Annotated in this window: 20 protein-coding genes; 2 read left to right on the top strand and 18 right to left on the bottom strand. The window is 63.6% G+C overall.

Features of this window, described 5'->3' with window-relative positions:
• Position 1: 1 nt before the first annotated feature.
• From IB275_RS26460 to IB275_RS26515, 12 genes are all read right to left on the bottom strand, one after another.
• The gene (locus tag IB275_RS26460) at positions 2–646 is read right to left on the bottom strand and encodes an HAD family hydrolase (RefSeq protein ID WP_038803369.1); all 645 of its coding nucleotides are present in this window, start codon (positions 644–646) and stop codon (positions 2–4) included.
• Between the two features lie 4 nt (positions 647–650).
• The gene (locus IB275_RS26465) at positions 651–1268 is read right to left on the bottom strand and encodes a PI-PLC domain-containing protein (RefSeq protein WP_192292718.1); all 618 of its coding nucleotides are present in this window, start codon (positions 1266–1268) and stop codon (positions 651–653) included.
• 2 nt (positions 1269–1270) lie between these two features.
• Positions 1271–2026, bottom strand: a complete 756-nt coding sequence (locus IB275_RS26470) for a glycosyltransferase family 2 protein (protein WP_192292720.1) — start codon at positions 2024–2026, stop codon at positions 1271–1273.
• A gap of 11 nt (positions 2027–2037) precedes the next feature.
• Positions 2038–2706, bottom strand: a complete 669-nt coding sequence (locus IB275_RS26475; protein ID WP_412548192.1) for an ABC transporter ATP-binding protein — start codon at positions 2704–2706, stop codon at positions 2038–2040.
• A gap of 29 nt (positions 2707–2735) precedes the next feature.
• Positions 2736–3392, bottom strand: a complete 657-nt coding sequence (locus IB275_RS26480; RefSeq protein WP_192292723.1) for an ABC transporter permease — start codon at positions 3390–3392, stop codon at positions 2736–2738.
• 886 nt (positions 3393–4278) lie between these two features.
• Positions 4279–4950: a flavin reductase family protein gene (locus IB275_RS26485; RefSeq protein ID WP_192292725.1), complete on the bottom strand. Its 672-nt coding sequence runs from the start codon at positions 4948–4950 to the stop codon at positions 4279–4281.
• A gap of 11 nt (positions 4951–4961) precedes the next feature.
• Positions 4962–6461, bottom strand: a complete 1500-nt coding sequence (locus IB275_RS26490) for an amidohydrolase family protein (RefSeq protein ID WP_192292727.1) — start codon at positions 6459–6461, stop codon at positions 4962–4964.
• Positions 6458–7657: an amidohydrolase family protein gene (locus tag IB275_RS26495; protein WP_192292728.1), complete on the bottom strand. Its 1200-nt coding sequence runs from the start codon at positions 7655–7657 to the stop codon at positions 6458–6460. The genes IB275_RS26490 and IB275_RS26495 overlap by 4 nt, the downstream gene beginning before the upstream one ends.
• A gap of 242 nt (positions 7658–7899) precedes the next feature.
• Positions 7900–8952 carry an extracellular solute-binding protein gene (locus tag IB275_RS26500; protein ID WP_192292730.1) on the bottom strand — a complete coding sequence of 351 codons (1053 nt, stop codon included), beginning with the start codon at positions 8950–8952 and terminating at the stop codon, positions 7900–7902.
• Positions 8953–9016: 64 nt separating this feature from the next.
• Entirely contained in the window at positions 9017–9808 is a 792-nt protein-coding gene (locus IB275_RS26505; protein WP_192292732.1) for an ABC transporter permease, read from the bottom strand.
• Positions 9805–10716 (bottom strand): ABC transporter permease, encoded by a 912-nt coding sequence (locus tag IB275_RS26510; protein ID WP_081520077.1) that lies wholly within the window; start codon positions 10714–10716, stop codon positions 9805–9807. Before IB275_RS26510 ends, IB275_RS26505 begins: the two co-directional genes overlap by 4 nt.
• Before the next feature lies 1 nt (position 10717).
• The gene (locus IB275_RS26515; protein ID WP_192292734.1) at positions 10718–11788 is read right to left on the bottom strand and encodes an ABC transporter ATP-binding protein; all 1071 of its coding nucleotides are present in this window, start codon (positions 11786–11788) and stop codon (positions 10718–10720) included.
• Between the two features lie 140 nt (positions 11789–11928).
• On the opposite strand from IB275_RS26515, the gene IB275_RS26520 reads away from it, so the two are divergent.
• Entirely contained in the window at positions 11929–12615 is a 687-nt protein-coding gene (locus IB275_RS26520; RefSeq protein WP_081520076.1) for a GntR family transcriptional regulator, read from the top strand.
• Positions 12616–12758: 143 nt separating this feature from the next.
• On the opposite strand, the gene yjiA is transcribed toward IB275_RS26520, so the two are convergent.
• The 4 genes from yjiA to IB275_RS26540 form a co-directional block, all read right to left on the bottom strand.
• Positions 12759–13757 carry a GTPase gene (yjiA, locus tag IB275_RS26525; RefSeq protein WP_192292735.1) on the bottom strand — a complete coding sequence of 333 codons (999 nt, stop codon included), beginning with the start codon at positions 13755–13757 and terminating at the stop codon, positions 12759–12761.
• 93 nt (positions 13758–13850) lie between these two features.
• Positions 13851–14054 carry a YbdD/YjiX family protein gene (locus IB275_RS26530; RefSeq protein WP_015478970.1) on the bottom strand — a complete coding sequence of 68 codons (204 nt, stop codon included), beginning with the start codon at positions 14052–14054 and terminating at the stop codon, positions 13851–13853.
• Between the two features lie 12 nt (positions 14055–14066).
• Positions 14067–16133 carry a carbon starvation CstA family protein gene (locus tag IB275_RS26535; protein WP_081520074.1) on the bottom strand — a complete coding sequence of 689 codons (2067 nt, stop codon included), beginning with the start codon at positions 16131–16133 and terminating at the stop codon, positions 14067–14069.
• Positions 16134–16318: 185 nt separating this feature from the next.
• On the bottom strand, positions 16319–16828 hold the full coding sequence (locus IB275_RS26540) for a DUF3015 domain-containing protein (protein ID WP_081520073.1): 510 nt from the start codon (positions 16826–16828) through the stop codon (positions 16319–16321).
• 179 nt (positions 16829–17007) lie between these two features.
• Here IB275_RS26540 and IB275_RS26545 point away from each other — a divergent pair, with 179 nt between their 5' ends.
• The gene (locus tag IB275_RS26545) at positions 17008–17376 is read left to right on the top strand and encodes a PilZ domain-containing protein (RefSeq protein ID WP_081520072.1); all 369 of its coding nucleotides are present in this window, start codon (positions 17008–17010) and stop codon (positions 17374–17376) included.
• Positions 17377–17444: 68 nt separating this feature from the next.
• On the opposite strand, the gene radA is transcribed toward IB275_RS26545, so the two are convergent.
• Both radA and IB275_RS26555 read right to left on the bottom strand, forming a co-directional pair.
• On the bottom strand, positions 17445–18824 hold the full coding sequence (gene radA / locus IB275_RS26550; RefSeq protein WP_081520071.1) for a DNA repair protein RadA: 1380 nt from the start codon (positions 18822–18824) through the stop codon (positions 17445–17447).
• 199 nt (positions 18825–19023) lie between these two features.
• Positions 19024–19266, bottom strand: coding sequence for a hypothetical protein (locus IB275_RS26555; protein WP_081520070.1), 243 nt, complete (start codon positions 19264–19266; stop codon positions 19024–19026).
• Between the last annotated feature and the right edge of the window lie 69 nt (positions 19267–19335).

Raw genomic sequence — 19335 nt, forward strand, 5'->3', positions numbered from 1 at the left:
ATCAGGCCTCCAGCCGCTCTTGCCGCTGTGCTTCGATCTGCTCGATGCGGCGGGTGATGTTGTCCAGGTTGACGTCGGCTACGTCCTCGACGACCAGCACATGGGCTCCCGAAGCGCGGGCGGCACGAATGCCGTTCTCGTTGTCCTCGACGATCAGGCACTCATCGGGCGACAGACCGAAGGACTGGATAGCCTTGGTGTAGATGTCCGGTGCGGGCTTGGGACTCTTGACGTCTTCGTTGGACAGCTTCAGGTCCAGGTACTGGTCCAGGCGGGCCTTGTCCATCATCACCTCGACGGTGTTTCGGATGGAGTTGGAAGCCACGGCCAGCTTGTAGCCACGGTTCTTCAGCGAGGACAGGGCGTACTGGTGATTGAAGGTGGGCTTGCACTGCGAGTAGACGATTTCCATCGTGTACGCCTGCTTCATCTCGTTGATGAAGTTGTGCAGCTCAACCGGCAGGTCGTGCTCGACGCTGAGCATGTTCAGCTTGCGCGAGGTCGGCAGCCCGTCGTAGGTGGTCAGGTGGTCATGACGGCTGATGGTGTGGCCGAACAGATTGAGCGCCTTGTTCAAAGCCTCGTAGTGCCAATCCTTCGCTTCGATCAGCACACCGTCCATGTCGAAAATCACAGCTTTGATCATGAGGTCATTCCTTGAAGAAAGATCGGGCGGATTCAGGCAGGTCGGTGCACAAGGTCAGATTCGCAGCGCCCTGGAATTCGGCCAGCAGCTGCCACAGCGGCAGTTGCTCGCGACCATGCAACTCGGAGGAAACGACGCAGACCTCTTTGCCACCGGCGAGCAGCTCGGCCAGCTGGTCCTGCGAGTACCACTCGCAGCCGAAGCTATCCAGCCAGATGCCATCGGCTTCGTTCAGCCACGCGGGGACCGGCTCGACCTCGCTCAGACGCGTATAGGTGCAGACGCCGCTGGCGAGGTAGCTGCGCATGTCTGGCACCGCCATGTCGAAGACGAACCAGTTGCTGTGACCATGGGCCTCGAACGTCGCCTTGAGCGGCTCGCACAGGCCATCGGCCTTGATGTTCATCGCCAGCGGCAGGTTGCGCCCGGCCATGATCCTCAGCAGGTCGTCCAGGGACATCTCTTCGCCGCTGGGCATGTCATGGGAGATGACGAGCCGGCCGGCGACGTCGCGTACGTCGGTCTCCGTGCCGAAGCCCAGGTCGAAGGAGCGATCGAAGGCAACCTTCAGGTTGCGCTCGTGCCGCTCCAGCCAGTAACCGCGATGACTGATGATCTGCATGATCAGCGACCCGCCGTGGCTGCCTGGCTGACCGACAGGCCGAGGAACAGGTCGAGGTCAGCAGGAATGCCCAGGCCGTACATGCCAGCGCCTTCGGAACCGATGCTGTAGTGCACGATGCGGGCGTCGTCGCCGATCATCTCGTTGTAGGCCGGCGCCACGTAGAACTCGCCGTTCACTCGCAGGTCCTTGTCGAACATGGATTCGATCGCGGCGATCAGCTCGCGGCCGCTGCGGAAGTTGTAGATGCCCACGGTAGCCTCGTCGGAAATCACTTCCTTCTCGATGACGCGGTCGATGCGACCCGCCTCGTCGAAGCCGACGAAGGACCATTTCGGGTCATCCGCCTTCATGGTCATGATCAGGCCGTCCGCCTGCTGCTCTTCCATGGAGCGCAGGTAGTCGTTGATGTCGATATCCACGTACTGGTCGCTGTTGGCGATCATCACCGGGTCATCGGAGTTGATCAGCTCCCTGGCGGCGTACACCGTGCAGGCGGCGCCTTCGGTGAGGCCGTCGAGTTCGACGATGGCGCATCCCGGCGCCCAGGCCTGCAGCTTTTCCTGCAGACCGTAGGCTTCGATGTGTGCTGCCTGGCAGATGAAGATGAAGCGGTGCTCGCAAGCCGGCGTGAGGTTGTCGATCACCACCTTGATCATCGGCACGCCATGCACCGGAATCAGCGGTTTGGGGTCCTTGTATCCTGCGACCGCGAAACGGCTACCGGCGCCGGCCATGGGAACTACTATGTTGAGCATCTGCTTTTCCTTCACTTGCGCAGGATGAATTCGTCGTATGCGTCCATGACTTCGTTGGCCGGGCCGAGCATCTGCACGCGCCCGTCCTTCAGCCAGCACACACGACTGCACAGCTCCCTGATCCGGCCGGAGTCGTGGGATACGAACACCACCGTCTGATTACCCTTCAGCATCTCCCGCATGGTGGCTTCGGCCTTCTCGCGGAAGTGGCCGTCACCGACGCTCAGGACCTCATCGAGGAGGATCACGTCGGGACGCGAGTACTTGGCGATGGCAAATCCCAGGCGGGCGCGCATGCCTGTGGAGTAACCGCGCACGGGTTGCGCCGCCGCCCCCTGCAGTTCGGCGTAATCGAGAATCTCATCCGAGAGCTCACGCATGCGCTTTCGGCTCATGCCCATGAACATGCCGCTGAGGACTATGTTGTCCCGCGCATCGAGGTTGTCGTCGAAGCCCAGTTGCAGATTGAGCAACGAGATATTGGAGACCGAGCGGCGCACTCGCCCCCGGGTCGGCTGGTAGATGCCTGCCAGGACCTTGAGCAGAGTACTTTTGCCCGCCCCGTTACCGCCGACTACACCGAATGTTTCACCCTCGGCGATCGAGAAGGAAACATCGTGGAGGACATCGGTCGAGCCCCTGGAAAACAGCCCCAGGCCGTTACGGAAAGACAGCGACAGGCCATCGGCAGTCAATGCGCAGGTGCCGGTCATTTGCTCAGCGCCATGGCATAGGAGTTCTTGTTGCTCGCCACGAAAAGAGCGGCCAGCAGGCACACCGCAAGGCCTCCACTGAGCAGCGTGAAGAGATCCTCGAGTGGCGGAGCGCGGTCATACATCAGTACCTCGCGGTAGTGGGTGACCAGCGAAGCCAACGGATTGAGCTCGAACAGGGTATGGAACTGACCGGGAACGATGTCCTTGGTGTAGAAGATGCCGGAGGCAAACATCAGGAACTGCATACCGGTAGAAATCAGGATGCGCAGATCGGGCATGAACGGAATGATGCCCGCCACGAAAACGCCGACGCCTGCCGTGATGACCAGTTGAACGAATGCAATCAGCGGCAGATACAGCCATACCAGTGACGGCCGAAGCCCCAGGAAGCAGAGCAGCACCAGCAACAGGGCGACAACGACCGACTCCTTGACCGCATCCTTGAAGATGGATGTCAGAGGGAAAATCAGAGGGTTCACGGTGCAGTGTTCGAGAATGAATTTTTTCTCGTAGATGGCATCCGTGCAGTTCAGCACGCTCTTGTTGAACCACGTCCAGAAGGTCACGCCGATGATCAGGAAGACGGCGTAGTCTTCGATTGGGATGCGCAACAGCTGCCCGAAGACCATGTAGTAGATGCCAAGCATCATCAATGGCTCCAGCACCCACCACGCGAGTCCCAGACGGGTCCTGGTGGACTCGGACTTCAATCCGAGGCGCGCTCGCTCTACCGATATCTGGATAACGGACCAGATATCGTTTCCTCCCCCTAGCTGCAAACGCACAACTCACCCTCACACTTTCTCAAGGCCGAACGATCCCGTTCCAGTTAAAGCGCGATTCACGCACCGGACTTATCGGGTTCAAGGCAAAGTTTCACCGTACAGCCCTTAGCAGGCCGCCGGAGACACCCCGTTTTCCTCAGCGCAAATCGCGCCGAAAACTTTCTGCAACTGCCAAAGCAGATGTACCTCTGCTTGCTGCCCTGGCTCGTACCCGAGCTTGCGGGTGCCGCCCGGACGGACGGGCAAGACAGGGACAAAGCGGCAAAAAAACTCTTGCATGGCGATTAGCAAAAAACTGCCAATCACCACTTGCCAGGCTGATTCGAGAGGCGCCGGGGCGTTGACGACCAGGCGTAAACGGAAGGAGTTTTCAAGCAAAGCAGTCCCTTACGTCCCGAAAACAGCGAAGCGCGCCACATCAATGTGACAATTTCGTGAAACAGCAAAACAACAATGAAAAAGCGGGAAATTTCCCACTGATGGCACAATGATAAGCTGCAGAAAACCCTAACGGGTAGGGAAAAATACTGTGCGCTCGTCGGAAAATATTTCGTGAGGCGAGAATTTTCTCCCTCCGAGCTGATTTTCGTCGACCCTGTAGTTCGCCGATGATCTGCAGAATAGCTACAAGATAAGCAATTTATCGACGAATTTAATGAATCTTAATGAAACCTTAAGGTTCATCGAGGCCAACGAAAATGCGCGGCATTGGGCCACACCCAAAAATTCCCAGCGTGCCCGCAAGGAATTACTAAGCCGGAACTTTTCCCTCCGACCATTGACGCTCGCCACCGCCTTTCTGCTCCATCCACTGCTTCAGCGATCGCGTCGGCAAGTCGAAGTACTCCCGCGTGCGAGAGTAGCCATGCCCGCCCATACGCCCGATGGCGTCGAGACCGAGCTGGTCGATGTAGAGCGTGGCCGGGTCGATCAGGTCGTCGCGCACGTGGGCCATCAGCACTTCTCCGAGGATGATCTCCCGCGACTGGCCGATGGACAGCGCCATCATCCGCCGACACTCCAGCGCCACCGGCGCCTCGCCGATGCGCGGGCAGCCAACGCGGGTGCCGGGGATGGCGGTGAGGCCGGCGGCGACCAACTCGTCGAAGCCCGGCTCGAAGGGCACGGCGCAGACGTTCATGGCTTCCACCAGCGCGTCGGAGACTATGTTGACGGTGAATTCCTGGTTCTGCCGGATGTTCAGCGTGGTGTCCTTGGGGCTCAGGTCGCTGTAGTTCTCCACGCCCAGGGCGAGGATCGGCGGGTCGGCCGAGAGGGCGTTGAAGAAGCTGAAGGGCGCGGCGTTGGCGCGGCCCTCGGCGTCGATGGTGGTGACCAGGGCGATGGGCCGGGGCACCACGCTGCCAATAAGGATCTTGTATTTCTCGCGGGCGGAGAGCTGCTGGAAGTCGAAGCTGAGCATGGGGTGATCCTTCACGGGGCCGTTGGTGCATGCGCGTCGAGCAGCGGCGCGTCGGCGCTGTATGAGTCGGCAAAGGGAATTGCGGAACGGAACAGCGTGCGCCACGGCGGGTTGCCGAAGGCTCGCTCGGCGTGGTGCTGCATCTGTTTCTGGAACAGTGCGTCGGCGCGGTGTTGCAGGTCGGCGTAATCGACGCCGATCACCTGGCCGCCCTGCATCACGCTGCGCCCGTCGATGAAGCTGGCAATGCAGTCGTCGCCGCGGCCAGCGGTGAACAGGTTTTTCAACGGGTCGAAGAACGGCCCCTGATGGAAGTCGCCGAGGCGGAACACCGTGATGTCCGCACGCGCGCCGACGGCGAGGCGGCCAAGATCGTCGCGGCCCAGCGCCTGGGCGCCGCCGAGGGTGGCGGCGTTGTAGAGATCGAGCATGCGCGTATGCTCGGCATCGCCTTCCTTCACCCGCGCGATATTCAGGCCCTGGCGCAGGTTGTCGAGCATGTCCGCCGGGAAGGTGTCGGTGCCCATGGCGAGGTTGATGCCGCGTGCGCGGTAAGCGCCAAAGGAATCCAGCGCGTCGCCTTCGCGGGCGAACACCACCGGGCAATGCACCAGGCTCGCGCCGGTATCCGCGAGGCGCTGCAACTCATGCTCGCCGCTGTGCAGGATACCGTGTGGCAGAACGCTGCGCGGATTGAGCAGACCATAGCTGTCGAGCCACTGCAGCGAGGACGTGTCGCGCAGGCGACGCACCAACTCCACCTCGTAGCGCGACTGGCAGCAGTGCAGGCGCAGTGGCGCGCTCAGTTCGCGCTGTACAGCGGCGGTGCGTTCCAGCAGCGCAGGCGTACAGGTTTCGATGCGGTCTGGCAGCAGCGCGCCGCGCACCAGGCCGTGGTGGGCGCCGTCGAAGTCATGGAAGAAGCGCTCGGCTTCCTCCAGTCCGGCGAGACCGGCAGCTTCGTCCCAGTGCTGCGCGGGGCGGCCGTCGGCGCGGGCATAGGTCATGCCGCTCATGTAGCAGGGGCCAAGATAAGTGCGCAGGCCAAGCTCGCGGGAAAGCGCGGCGACCTCGGCGAATTCATCGTAGTGCTCGGCCCAGCGCCGGTAGTACATCGAGGTGATCGGCATGGCGGTGGTGATGCCGTTGCGGATCAGCTGGGTGAAGGCGTAGCGGTACTTGAACAGTTCCTCGTCCGGGCTGTAGCACTCGCTCGGCCCGGCACGCAGGTAGTCTTCGGACCAGACGCGGCCCATGTTCCACTCGGTTCCGTTGTCCAGGGTGAGCACCGTGGAGTCGAGGTCGCCGAGGGCATCGAGGTCGATGAAGCCGGGGCCGATCAGCGCGTGACCGTAGTCGATCCACTGGCTGACTTCGCCAGGATAGCCACGGCCGACGAAAACGATCCTGCCGCTCTCGAACACCACTTCGCCGTGGCGCCACAGTACGTGCTGCGCGCCGTCGAAGCCGACCACGAAGCTGGCTTTCAGGCCGATGCGAGGCGTGCTCACAGACGCGACTCCACTAGGCGGCCGTGCTCGGCGATCAGCTTGCCGGCCTTGAACACCTGGCGCTGCGCCGGGCGTGCAACCACGGCTTCACCGAGGGTTTCCACCGGCAGCAGGAGGAAGTCCGCTGGTGCGCCGACTTCGATACGCGCCGGCTCGCGACCCAACGCGCGAGCGCCGTTGTCGGTAGCGGCGGCGAAGGTGGCGGCGAGGTCGTCGTCCTTGCACAGATCGAAGCGGAAGGCGAGGAACATGGCGCGTTCGAGCATGTCGCCGTTGCCCATGGGCGACCAGGCATCGCGGATGCCGTCGCTGCCCAGGCACAGGTTCACGCCAGCTTCGCGCAGGGCGAGGAACGGCGGCACCGGGGTGTCGGCCGGTGCGGAACTCATCAGGGAAATGCCCAGTTCAGAGAGTCGCTCGGCCAGCGGCTCGACCTGCTCCCAGGGCGCCATGCCCAGGCAGTAGGCGTGACTGATCATCACCTTGCCCTGCAGGCCATGGCGCTCGGTGTAGTCGGCGATGCGGGCGATCTGCCAGAGGCCCAGCTCGCCCTTGTCGTGCAGGTGGATATCCACGCCCCGGCCGAATTCCACGGCCAGGCCGAAGACGATATCGAGCTGGGCAATGGGGTCGTCATCGATACCGCAGGGGTCGAGCCCACCGACGTTTTCCACGCCCAGCGCCAGTGCCTCGCGCATCAACTCGGCGGTGCCGGGGCGGCTGACCAGACCGGTCTGCGGAAAGACCACGAACTCCATGTCGATCAAGTCCGAATAGCGCTCGCGCAGCGCCTGCATCGCTACCACGTGGCGCAGGCCCAGTTCGGGGTCGATATCCACGTGGCAGCGGAAGGTCAGTGAGCCACGGGCGATGCACTGCTCCAGCAGCGCGCCAGCACGTGCGGCGATGGGCGCTTCGATCTCGCGCAACACGCGACGTTCGTTGGCGATGTAGTCCTTGAGCGTGGGGCCGGCGCTGTTGGGTCGCCAGGGTTGACCCCAGAGGGTCTTGTCCAGGTGGCAGTGGCTTTCCACCAGCGGCGGCAACAGGAGCTGGCCGGCGCCGTCGATGTCGCCGTCCTGCGGCGCAGCGTTGCTCGCCGGGCGGCGCTCGGTGATGCGGCCGTCACGGATGAGGAAGTCTTCCGCTGCATTGCCCAGCGGACGGATGTTGCGCAGCCAGTAGCTGTCGGTCATGGGGACCTCGAACAGAAATCGGATAAATGACGTAGGGCGAATAACCGCTCGCGGTTATCCGCCGAGGTGCTCGACGGCGGATAAAGCGTTCCGCTTTATGCGCCCTACGGGGTAGACCGGAGCGACACCTGTAGGAGCGAGCTTGCTCGCGAACGGCCGCCAGTCAGGCACCGGTGCCATACGGTTCGCGAGCAAGCTCGCTCCTACGAAGAGCAGGCCCGGCACGTGGTCGGGCCAATCCATCAGCCCTTGAGCTTGGACCAGATGCGGTCCTGCAGCTCGCGGGACTTGTTGCTGCATTCCTTTTCCAGACGCAGGCGCGAGGCGTACTCCTCGGGCATGTTGATGGCGTCCATGACCTTCCACTTGGCGTCCAGCAGGTGGTCGGTCTGGATGCCGTTGGAATAGGCAATGGCGTTGGTCACCGCGGCGGCGTTCTCCGGCTTCATCATCCAGTTGATGAAGACCTTGGCGTTCTCTGGGTGCGGCGCGCTTTTCGGCACGGCGAAGTTGTCCTGGAAGGAGGCCACGCCTTCGCGCGGGTAGACGTATTTGATGGTGCTCTTCTGCAGCGTGGCGCGGGCGGTGGAGCCGTTCCAGTTCTGCATCAGCACGACTTCGCCGGAGGCCATGCGGTCCACGGTGTTGTCGGAGCTGTACATCTTCAGGAAGGGCTTCTGCTTCTGCAGCAACTCGAGAATCTTCTTGGCGTCCTGCGGGTTCTCGGTGCACTCGTCGACGTTCAGGTAGTGCGCGGCGGCGTTGATCAGGCTGCTCGGGGTATCCAGCGCGGCGACCTGGCCCTGCAGCTCCGGGCGCGGCTCGAAGAACTCCTTCCAGGAGTCATCCAGCTTGCCGCCCGGCACCCGCGCGCTGTCGTAGGAGAAACCGGTGGTGCCCCACAGGTAGGGGGCCGAGTACTTGCGGCCGGGGTCGAAGCCCGGATCGCGGAAAGCCGGTTTGACGAACTGGAAGTTGGCCAGCTTGGGCGTGTCGATTTCCAGCAGCAGGTCCTGGTTGATCAGCGTCTGCATGATCGAGTGCGACGGCACGATCACGTCGTATGCCGCGCCGCCGGCCTGCAGCTTGGCCAGCAGGGTTTCGTTGCTGTCGTAGCCGTCCATGGTGACCTTGATGCCGGTCTCCTTCTCGAACTTGGCCAGCAGCTCCACCGGGTAGTAGTCGGTCCAATTGTAGAAGAACAGCTGCTTGGGTTCCTCGGCCCGGGCGACGCCCGCAGCCAGCAGGGCGAGGGACAAACCGGCAAGGCCGTGACGCAGGGCATTCAACTTCATGGCGTTCTCCTTAAACGAAAAGCCCGAAACAAAAGGTCAGAAAACGAAAGGTTGGCAGTCTTGATCAGGCGTCCGGTTTGCCGCGCTGGCCGAGCCAGTACGACAGCACCACGAGGACGATGGAAATCACCAGCATGAGGGTCGAGATTGCGTTGATCTCGGGGGTCACCCCGGCCTTGATGGCCGAGAAGATATAGACCGGCAGCGTCGTCGAGCCGGGGCCGGCGACGAAGAAGGTCATGATGAAGTCGTCGAGGCTGACCACGAACGCCAGCACCGCGCCGGACAGCACCGCCGGCCACAGCAGCGGCAGGGTCACCCGGCGGAACACCTGGTAGGGGCTGGCGTAGAGGTCACCGGCAGCTTCCAGCAGGCTCTTGTCCAGGTCATTCAGGCGTGCACGGATCGGCAGGTAGGCGAAGGGAATGCAGAAGCCGACATGGGCGACGATCACCGTCATCAGGCCCAGCTTGATGCCCAGCGACATGAACAGCAGCAACGTGGCCACCGCGATGACGATCTCCGGCAGGATCAGCGGCAGGTTGATGCCGCCCTCTACCAGCCGCCGTCCGTAGAACGGCCGCGAGGTCGCCAGCGCCGCCGCCAGGGCGATCGCCGTGGACAGCACGGTGGCAAAGCCGGCGACCACCAGCGAGTTGAACGCCGCCGCCTGGATCGAGGGGTTGGCGACTATCCTGCCGTACCAGGCGAAGGAGAATTCGGTCCACACCGTGGCCGAGCGGTTGGCGTTGAAGCTGTAGCCGATCAGCACGAAGATCGGCAGGTACAGGTAGGCCAGGACCAGCAGGCTGGTTTCGCGGGTGCCGGGCAGTTTCTTCAGGTGCTGGGCGATCATGCGTTGGCTCCTCCCAGGTGGACGGCCTTGGCGGCGCGGCGGCTATACAGGGCGAACGCGATCAGGGCGAGCAGCATGATCGCCAGCAGCAGGAACGACAGCGAACCGCCCAGCGGCCAGTTGCGCGCGGTACCGAACTGCTGCTGGATCAGGTTGCCGATCATCAGGGTCTTGCCGCCGCCGAGGATCGCCGGGGTGATGAAAGCGCCCAGGCTCGGGACGAACACCAGCAGGGAGCCGGCGATCACACCGGGCATGGACAGCGGCAGGATTACCCGCTGCAACGCCTTCCAGCGGTTCGCACCCAGGTCATAGGCGGCCTCGACCAGGCGCCAGTCGAGCTTCTCCAGGGTCGAGTAGATTGGCAGGATCATGAACGGCAGGAAGCTGTAGACCAGGCCGACGCAGACCGCGAAGTCGTTGTACAGCAGGGTGATGCCGCCGGCCTGGGGGAACAGCGCGTTGACCGACTGGGCGACCCAGCCGTGCTCGCGCAGGATGATCAGCCAGGCGTAGTTACGGATCAGCAGGTTGGTCCAGAACGGGATGGTGATCAGCAGCACCATCAGGTTGCGCGAACGCTCGCTGAGGCTGGTCATCCACAGCGCCACCGGGAAGCCGAAGAGGAAGCACAGCAGCGTGGTGCCGCCGGCCTGGAACAGCGAACGCAGCAGTGCCTGGGCATAGACCCAGTTCAGCTCCAGGTTGCCGTCGAAATCTTCCTGGAAGAACAGCTGCACGTAGCTCTGGATCTGCCAGTCGGCATGCCAGTCGACGCCGCCGTAGAGGTTGCGCGGCAGCAGGCTGATGTAACCCATGATCGCCAGCGGGATGGCGATCAGCCCGAGCAGCGTCAGCGCCACCGGGCTGAGCAGCAACAAGCGGCGAGTGGTGGGCGACTCGTTCATCTCAGGCCTCCATCAGCAGGCAGGCCTGGGGCGGCAGGTGCACCGCCACGGCCTCGCCGACGTCGCGGGCGCGACCGCCCTCGTTGCTCTCGCGCAGGGTGATCTGCGAGGAATCGGGCAGGCGGCAGCGATACAGCGTGGCGGTGCCGACGTACATCACCGTCTCGATCACCGCGCGCAGGTGGTGCGGCTGCGACGGGTCGACCAGCTTCGAACGCTCCGGACGGAAGGCCAGCTGCACGCTGGCGCTGCTCAGGCCCGCCGGCAGTTCGCAGGGAATTTCCGCCGCCATGGCGTTGGGGTGGAAACCGCCCTGGCGCATCTGTCCGGGGAGGAAGTTGATGTCGCCGATGAACTGCGCGACGAAGCGATGCGTCGGGCGTTCGTAGATCTCGTTGGGCGTGCCGATCTGCATGATGTTGCCGTGGGACATCACGGCGATGCGGTCGGACAGCGTCAGCGCTTCTTCCTGGTCGTGGGTGACGAAGATGAAGGTGATGCCCGCTTCTTCCTGCACGCGCTTGAGCTCGACCTGCATCTCCTTGCGCAGCTTCAGGTCCAGCGCGGACAGCGGCTCGTCGAGCAGCAGTACCGAAGGCTTGGGCGCCAGCGCGCGGGCCAGGGCTACGCGTTGCTGCTGGCCGCCGGAGAGCTCGGCCGGCTTGCGACGCGCCAGGTGTTCCATCTGCACCAGCGCCAGCATTTCCTTCACCCGGCCGGGAATCTCGCCGCGCGCCAGTCCCTGCATCTCCAGGCCGAAGGCGATGTTCTCGCTCACCGACATGTGCGGGAACAGGGCGTAGCTCTGGAACACGGTATTGATGCGGCGACGGTACGGCGGCAGGTCGTTGACCCGCTCGCCGCCGACGAGGATGTCGCCGGAGGTGACGTTCTCGAAGCCGGCGATGCTGCGCAGCAGCGTGGTCTTGCCGCAGCCGGACGGCCCCAGCAAGGTGAAGAACTCGTTATGGGCAATGTCGACCGACACTTCGTTGAGGGCGGGAGCGACGTTGGGATCATCGGTGTAGCGCTTGCTGACCCGACGCACCTCGACTGACGACGAGTGATTCATTTTGGTGCATTCCTCTTGTTTTTGTATGCAATATTTGAATGCAATCTAGAAATAGCTGATGTATTTTTCTTCTGCAACTGGTTTTGCACGGACGGTTTTGCGGCATCCTTTGAAGGGTCAAGCAAGAGGCGGAGTCGCTCATGGCGGAGAATCACCCCGAGTCCACGGTGGAACGCGTCTACCAAGGGGTTTACGAGGCAATCAGCAAGCGCACCCTGCGCCCCGGCATGAAGCTGGGCGAGGCGGCGTTGGCGGAATTGTTCAAGGTCAGCCGCACTTCAGTGCGCGCGGCGCTGAAACATCTGGAAGCGGACGGGCTGGTTTCCAGCGCGCTCAACAAGGGTGCGTGGGTGTCCTTACCCAGCGACGAGGAGATCCGCTCGCTGTTCGAAACGCGGCGGCTGATCGAAATCGGCATCGTCAGCGAACTCTGTCGCCGCGCGGACAGCGCGATCATCCAGGACCTGCGCGACCACGTGGCGCTGGAAGAGGCCACCCACGACCACGACCACGCAAGGTTCGTCCACCTGCTGGGCGAGTTCCACCTGAAGCTGGCAGCGGCGCTGAACAACCCGGTGCTGCTGGACTTCTTCCGCAAGCTGATCGAGCGCGCCTCGCTCTACGCCACCACCCTGGACGACGATCAGCACGAGACCTGCCGCGGCAACGAGCACCAGCGGCTGATCGAGTACATCGAGTCGGGCAACCAGGCGGCGGCCATCGAGCTGACCTGCATGCACCTCAATGCGATCGAGCAGGCGATCCTCAAGGCGGCGGGGAACCTGAAGGCGGATTACCATCCGCTCAAGCATCTGATCGGTGGCTGAGCCCCCGTCGCACATGAACGTAGGGCGCATAATCTGGAACAGGTTATCCGCCAGCACACCTGCGGCGGATAACGCTGGCGCGTTATGCGCCCTACGCAAAGCGCGTAAAGAAGAACGCCCGGCATTGGCCGGGCGCTCTTCATTCAGGAGGTCGGGCCGCCGGTGATGCGGTCGAAGCCCCGGCGAATCTCGTCTTCGGGCAGGTTGTCGCCGATGAAGACGATCACGCTCTCGCGCTGCTCGTTGCCCTTCCAAGGCGTATCCCAGTCGAAGCCATACAACCTCAGCACGCCCTGGAACACCAGGCGACGCTCCTCGCCGGCGATGTTCAACACGCCCTTGTAGCGCAGCAGCGAGTTGCCGTGCCACTGCAGCAGATCGTCCATGAATTCGCTGAGGCGTTCGATATCCAGCGGGTTGTCGCTGCGCAGCACCAGGGTGGTGATGCGGTCGGTCGTATCCGCCGCCGGGCGCACCGGGCGCAGCAGCGGACGCAGGCCGAGGTCGGCGTTGAGGTTGAAGCCGCGCACGTCGAGCAGGCGCTCCAGTTCGATGGCGCCGTGCTTCACGGCATGGATCTCGGCGCGGCGGTTGATGCGCTGCAGGCGCTCGACCAGCGCCTCGTACTGCGCCGGCGAAACCAGGTCACTCTTGCTCACCAGGATGCGATCCCCGAAACCGACCTGGGCCTGGGCGATGGCCTCCTGCAGGTGGCGCTCGGCGTTGGCGGCGTCCACCAGGGTGATGATGCCGTCGAGCAGGTAACGCTCGCGCAGGGTCTCGTCGACAAAGAAGGTCTGCGCGACCGGGGCCGGGTCGGCCAGGCCGGTGCACTCGATCACCACGCGGTCGAAGTCCAGCTCGCCGTTGTCGCGCCGCTCCAGCAGGACGTAGAGCGCACGCTCCAGGTCGCTATTGATGGTGCAGCAGACGCAGCCGTTGGACAGTGTCGTCACCTGAACCGCGTCATCGCCGAGCAATTGAGCGTCGATCGGCGTCTCGCTGAATTCGTTCTCGATCACGGCGATCTTCAGGCCGTGCTCTGCCTTGAGGATGTGCTTGAGCAGGGTGGTCTTGCCGGCCCCGAGGAAGCCGGTGAGGACGGTCACCGGAATCTGCGGCGCGCTTGCGGAATCGGTCATGGAAACTTCCAGGCAATCAGAATGGAAAACAGGCGGAAATGAAAACGGGCCGCGATCGCTCGCGGCCCGTCCGTTATACACCCATCCGCGCGATCAGCAGCAGCGGATCGGCCTTCCCTTGCCGCCACCGTAGCGCGCCTCCTGGCGCTCGCGGAAGAACTCCTCGTAGGTCATCGGAGTCTTGTCCGGGTGCTTGTTCTGCATGTGCTGAACGTAGGTGTCGTAATCGGGCATGCCGACCAGCATGCGAGCGGCCTGCCCGAGATACTTACCCATGCGGCTGAGGTCGTTGAACATGATGCTCCTCCGTCAGGCGTCCGGAATCGGCTGGAACGGAGCTTCCTTGTCGGTGCGCTCCTTCTTGGTCCAGGCGCTGGCGCCTACCTTGATCGCGTACACCAGCACGCTGAACACCACCAGCAGGAACAGCACGGTGAGGCCAGCGTTGATGTAGGCATTCATCATCACGTGCTGCATCTGGCCGATGTCCTTGGCCGGGGCGATGATCTGACCGGCGTCCAGGCCGGCGGAGTATTTCTTGCCCAGGGCGATGAAGCCCACGGCCGGGTTGCTGTCGAACAGCTTGATCAGGCCGGCGGTGGTGGTGCAGATCAGCAGCCAGGCGGCCGGCAGGGCGGTTACCCAGACGTACTGCTGGCGCTTCATCTTGATCAGCACGACGGTGGAGAGCATCAGCGCGATGCCGGCGAGCATCTGGTTGGAGATGCCGAACAGCGGCCACAGCGTGTTGATACCGCCCAGCGGATCGACCACGCCCTGGTACAGCAGCCAGCCCCACAGCGCGACGCAGCCGCCGGTGCCGATGATGTTGGCGGTCCAGGATTCGGTCTTCTTCAGCGCCGGGACGAAGTTGCCCAGCAGGTCCTGCAGCATGAAGCGCCCGGCACGGGTGCCGGCGTCCACCGCGGTGAGGATGAACAGCGCCTCGAAGAGAATCGCGAAGTGGTACCAGAAGGCCATGGTGTTCTCACCCGGCAGCACCTGGTGAAGGATGTGCGCGATGCCCACGGCGAGGGTCGGCGCACCACCGGCACGGGCCAGGATGGTGGTCTCGCCGATGTCCTTGGCGGTCTGGGTCAGAATTTCCGGGGTGATGGTGAAGCCCCAGCTGCTGACGGTCGCGGCCACCGCGGTAACGTCGGTGCCGACCACGGCCGGCGGGCTGTTCATGGCGAAGTAGATGCCCGGTTCGATGACCGAGGCGGCGACCATCGCCATGATGGCCACGAAGGACTCCATCAGCATGCCGCCGTAGCCGATGTAACGGGCGTCGGGCTCGCGGTTGAGCAACTTGGGCGTGGTGCCCGAGGAGATCAGCGCGTGGAAGCCGGAGACGGCGCCACAGGCGATGGTGATGAACAGGAACGGGAACAGGCCGCCCTTCCACACCGGGCCGGTGCCGTCGGTGAACTGGGTCAGGGCCGGCATCTTCAGCTCTGGCGAAACGATCACGATGCCGATGGCCAGGGCGATGATGGTGCCGATCTTGAGGAAGGTCGACAGGTAGTCACGCGGCGCCAGCAGCAGCCACACCGGCAGGACCGAGGCGATTGCGCCGTAGGCGATCAGCATCCAGACGATCTGCACGCCATGGAAGGTGAACACCGGGGCCCACTCGGGGCTGGCGGCGATCTGGCCACCGAGCCAGATGCTGCCCAGCAGCAGGATGATGCCGACCACGGAAATCTCGCCGATGCGGCCCGGGCGGATGTAGCGCATGTACACGCCCATGAACAGCGCGATCGGGATCGTCGCCAGCACGGTGAACATGCCCCAAGGGCTTTCGGCCAGAGCCTTCACCACGATGAGCGCGAGCACCGCGAGGATGATGATCATGATCAGGAACGCGCCAAACAGAGCGATGGTCCCCGCCACCTGCCCCATTTCCTCGCGTACCAGTTCACCCAGCGAACGCCCGTTGCGGCGGCTGGAGATGAACAGGACCATGAAATCCTGCACGGCACCGGCCAGCACCACGCCGGCGATCAGCCAGAGCGTGCCGGGCAGGTAACCCATCTGCGCGGCCAGTACGGGACCGACCAGCGGGCCGGCGCCGGCGATGGCAGCGAAGTGGTGACCGAAGAGGATGTGCTTGTTGGTCGGGACGTAGTCCAGGCCGTCGTTGTTGAGGACCGCAGGGGTCGCTCGGTTGGGGTCCAGTTGCATCACCCTGGTGGCGATGAACAGGCTGTAGTAGCGGTAGGCGACCAGGTAGATGGCAACCGCCGCGACGACGATCCACAGTGCGTTGATGGCTTCGCCGCGACGTAGTGCCACGACTCCCAAGGCAAATGCACCGACTATCGCCACCGCCAGCCAGGCGAGGTGACGTAGCAGGCTGTTGTTATTGTTCATAGCGAGGCTTCCGACAGTTTGAAGGCGAGAATTCGCAGAAAAATTCTAGTCTTTTCCGGCGACCCATTCATACGACCTTAGTCTAGGGCGGTTACGCGCTTATTGCCGGAGGTCAACGCGCTCGACCGCAGGGTCAGGAAATGAAAAGGCCCGCCTGGGGCGGGCCTTTTGCGGCGTAGCGGTCGTCAGGCCGGCTGCTTGGCGTACTGCGCCAGGGTCTGGTCACGGCTCATCACCGCCAGGGTGTTGTTGAGCACCTGCTCGCCGGTGGCGTCCTTGGACGTGAAGATCTCACCGAAGTGCTGCTGGGTGACCTGGGCGAAGTGCGCGCGATCCTGGGTCGGGATACCAAGCAGGACGGCGTAGGCGTCCAGCGCCTCGCCGTGGCCCTGGGCCATGTTCTCGGCGATGTTGTCGAGCATGCCGTTCATGGCGAAGATCGAGCGGCCGCCGTAGGAAATGCGCTGACTGGCGTCGCAGCCGTTGGTGCCGGAGGTCAGGCCGAAGGTGGCGTTGCCCGAGGTGCCGTTGGTAGTGGTGGCCAGCAGGTGCGGGAACAGGCCGCGCTGACCGTCGAAGACCATGTTGCCCCAACCGCAGCCTTTGCCGCTCTGCCCGGCTTCATCTGCGTGCGCCGCCAGACTGGCAACGCTGATAACCCCAAAAATCAGACCCTTGATCACTTTATTGTCCATGCTCTGCACTCCGCAGTTGTAGTGGTTAAACGCACATGGAGCTTTGGCGAGGGTCTGCAGGCTGTCAAACCCGCGCGGGCTGTGTCTGACGGACGAAACGTCAGCACTCGGTGTACGACGCGTCGGTAATGGCTTGCGTCTATAGTGAGGCGAAGCAGAAACGGCCGGAGAGCCATGACATGACTGACGATCACGACGAGCGCCGGCGCTTCCAGCGCATCGCCTTCGACGCCGGCACCGAGATCAGCCAGGGCGACCAGCGCTGGAAGGTGACGCTGCTCGACCTGTCCCTGCAGGGCCTGCTGGTGCAGCGACCGGAACACTGGAGCATCGTCGCGCAGGAACCGGTGCAGGTGCGCATCTATCTGGGCTTCGACGTCAACGTCTATATGGAGGCCGACCTCGCCTGGGAGCGCGAAGGCCTGCTGGGCTTCAATTGCCGGCACATCGACCTGGACTCCATCAGCCACCTGCGGCGCCTGGTGGAGCTGAACCTGGGTGACGAGTCACTGCTGGAGCGAGAGCTGACGCTGCTCAGCGAACACTGAAACTCCCCGTAGGAGCGGCCTATGGGCGCGATCGCGGGCATGGGCCGCTCCTACAGGAGCACGACGACCTATTCGAACAATGCATCCAGCGCCTGCTCCAGGCGCGTCACGGCGATCACCTGCAGGCCGGGCGGCGATTCCTTCGGCGCGTTGCCCTTGGGTACGATGGCGCGCTTGAAGCCGTGCTTGGCCGCTTCCTTCAGACGTTCCTGGCCGCTGGGCACCGGCCGCACCTCGCCGGACAGGCCGACCTCGCCGAACACCAGCAACTGGTGATCCAGCGGGCGGTTGCGCAGGCTGGACATCACCGCCGCCATCAGCGCCAGGTCCGACGCCGTCTCCAGAACCTTCACACCGCCGACCACGTTGAGGAACACATCCTGGTCGTAGGTCGGGATGCCGCCGTGGCGGTGCAGCACCGCCAGCAGCATGGCCAGCCGGTTCTGGTCCAGGCCCAGGGTCACGCGGCGCGGGTTGGCCAGGTGGCTGGTGTCCACCAGCGCCTGCACCTCCACCAGCATCGGCCGCGAGCCTTCCCAGGTGGCCATGACCACACTGCCCGGCACCGACTCCTGGGCGCGGGTGAGGAAGATGGCTGACGGGTTGGAAACTTCCTTCAGACCACGGTCAGTCATGGCGAACACGCCCAGTTCGTTCACCGCCCCGAAGCGGTTCTTCACTGCCCGCAGCAGGCGCAGGCGGCCGTCGGATTCACCCTCGAAATACAGCACGGTGTCGACCATGTGCTCCAGCACGCGCGGGCCGGCCAGGGAGCCTTCCTTGGTGACGTGGCCGACCAGGAAGATTGCCGTGCCGCTCTGCTTGGCGAAGCGCACCAGCAGCGCCGCACTCTCGCGCACCTGAGCGACGCCGCCGGGTGCGGATTGCAGCTGTTCGGTGAAGATGGTCTGGATCGAGTCGATCACCATTACCTTGGGCTGCTCCTGGCGCGCCGTGGCGATGATGGTCTCGATGCAGGTCTCGGTCATGACCTTGAGCTTGTCCTCGGGCAGGCCGAGGCGGCGGGCGCGCATGGCGACCTGCTGCTGGGATTCCTCACCCGTGACATAGAGCGCCGGCAGGCGCGTGGCGATGTTGCAGAGGGTCTGCAGGAGGATGGTGGACTTGCCGATGCCGGGGTCGCCGCCGATCAGCACCACCGAGCCGTCGACCAGGCCGCCGCCCAGGGCGCGGTCCAGCTCCGCCGAGGCGGTGGAGAAGCGCGGCATTTCCTCGACGCTGACTTCGGCGAGGGTCTTGATGTTGGCCTGCTGGCCGGCCCAGCCGCCACGGCCGGAGGAGCTGCTGGCCGAGCCGCCGGTGGGGGTGGTGTCGATGACGGTTTCGACCAGGGTGTTCCAGGCGCCGCAATCAGGGCATTGACCGGCCCATTTCGGGTAGGTGGCGCCGCACTCGGTGCAGCCGTACATGCGCTTGGCCTTGGCCATGGGGGACTTCCGTCGAATGCAAAGTCCCCATCATAAGCCAATCGGGTGGAGCGGTTCAGAACCTATTTACGGTCTCGCGAGCTAGAGCAGAAGTGCGCTGAAATCGGTTGAGGGAGCGGAGTTTACACGCAGTAAATGAGCCCCCCGAGGCCGATTTCAGCGTGGTTCTGCCGACGCGCAGCAGGCCGTAGACAGGTTCTTAGCTCGCCAGGCGGCGATACTGACTTTCCATATCGTGCTTGAGGCTTTCGCGGCGCATCAGCAGCGAGGCCAGGGTGCAGTCGGGGCGTTCGATGCCCTCTTCCACACGACCGATGCGCTGGTCCAGCAGCTCGTACTGCAGCTTCAGGCGGACCAGGCGCTCCTGGGCGCGCAGGGCTTCGGCGTTGCGTTTGGGGAGCTTGGTGACGGACTTGCCAGAGGACGAAAGGGCTTTACGCATGGCGGTGGCACCGGTTGGAAAGAGATGACGGGAGCCTACGCCTCGCGCAGGCAGCCACCCTTGACTCTG

Origin of the sequence: Pseudomonas sp. PDM21 (assembly GCF_014852505.2) — a bacterium.
In the GTDB taxonomy this organism is placed as follows: Bacteria; Pseudomonadota; Gammaproteobacteria; order Pseudomonadales; family Pseudomonadaceae; genus Pseudomonas.

Excerpts from the sequence above, each read along its gene's own strand:
- IB275_RS26540 (WP_081520073.1), bottom strand. The coding sequence starts at position 16,828 with ATGGACAATAAAGTGATCAAGGGTCTGATTTTTGGGGTTATCAGCGTT.
- radA (WP_081520071.1), bottom strand. The coding sequence starts at position 18,824 with ATGGCCAAGGCCAAGCGCATGTACGGCTGCACCGAGTGCGGCGCCACC.
- IB275_RS26485 (WP_192292725.1), bottom strand. The coding sequence starts at position 4,950 with ATGCTCAGCTTCGACTTCCAGCAGCTCTCCGCCCGCGAGAAATACAAG.
- IB275_RS26510 (WP_081520077.1), bottom strand. The coding sequence starts at position 10,716 with ATGAACGAGTCGCCCACCACTCGCCGCTTGTTGCTGCTCAGCCCGGTG.
- IB275_RS26495 (WP_192292728.1), bottom strand. The coding sequence starts at position 7,657 with ATGACCGACAGCTACTGGCTGCGCAACATCCGTCCGCTGGGCAATGCA.
- IB275_RS26515 (WP_192292734.1), bottom strand. The coding sequence starts at position 11,788 with ATGAATCACTCGTCGTCAGTCGAGGTGCGTCGGGTCAGCAAGCGCTAC.
- IB275_RS26545 (WP_081520072.1), top strand. The coding sequence starts at position 17,008 with ATGACTGACGATCACGACGAGCGCCGGCGCTTCCAGCGCATCGCCTTC.
- IB275_RS26470 (WP_192292720.1), bottom strand. The coding sequence starts at position 2,026 with ATGCTCAACATAGTAGTTCCCATGGCCGGCGCCGGTAGCCGTTTCGCG.
- yjiA (WP_192292735.1), bottom strand. The coding sequence starts at position 13,757 with ATGACCGATTCCGCAAGCGCGCCGCAGATTCCGGTGACCGTCCTCACC.
- IB275_RS26465 (WP_192292718.1), bottom strand. The coding sequence starts at position 1,268 with ATGCAGATCATCAGTCATCGCGGTTACTGGCTGGAGCGGCACGAGCGC.
- IB275_RS26460 (WP_038803369.1), bottom strand. The coding sequence starts at position 646 with ATGATCAAAGCTGTGATTTTCGACATGGACGGTGTGCTGATCGAAGCG.
- IB275_RS26480 (WP_192292723.1), bottom strand. The coding sequence starts at position 3,392 with ATGATGCTTGGCATCTACTACATGGTCTTCGGGCAGCTGTTGCGCATC.
- IB275_RS26505 (WP_192292732.1), bottom strand. The coding sequence starts at position 9,808 with ATGATCGCCCAGCACCTGAAGAAACTGCCCGGCACCCGCGAAACCAGC.
- IB275_RS26535 (WP_081520074.1), bottom strand. The coding sequence starts at position 16,133 with ATGAACAATAACAACAGCCTGCTACGTCACCTCGCCTGGCTGGCGGTG.
- IB275_RS26530 (WP_015478970.1), bottom strand. The coding sequence starts at position 14,054 with ATGTTCAACGACCTCAGCCGCATGGGTAAGTATCTCGGGCAGGCCGCT.
- IB275_RS26520 (WP_081520076.1), top strand. The coding sequence starts at position 11,929 with ATGGCGGAGAATCACCCCGAGTCCACGGTGGAACGCGTCTACCAAGGG.
- IB275_RS26555 (WP_081520070.1), bottom strand. The coding sequence starts at position 19,266 with ATGCGTAAAGCCCTTTCGTCCTCTGGCAAGTCCGTCACCAAGCTCCCC.
- IB275_RS26500 (WP_192292730.1), bottom strand. The coding sequence starts at position 8,952 with ATGAAGTTGAATGCCCTGCGTCACGGCCTTGCCGGTTTGTCCCTCGCC.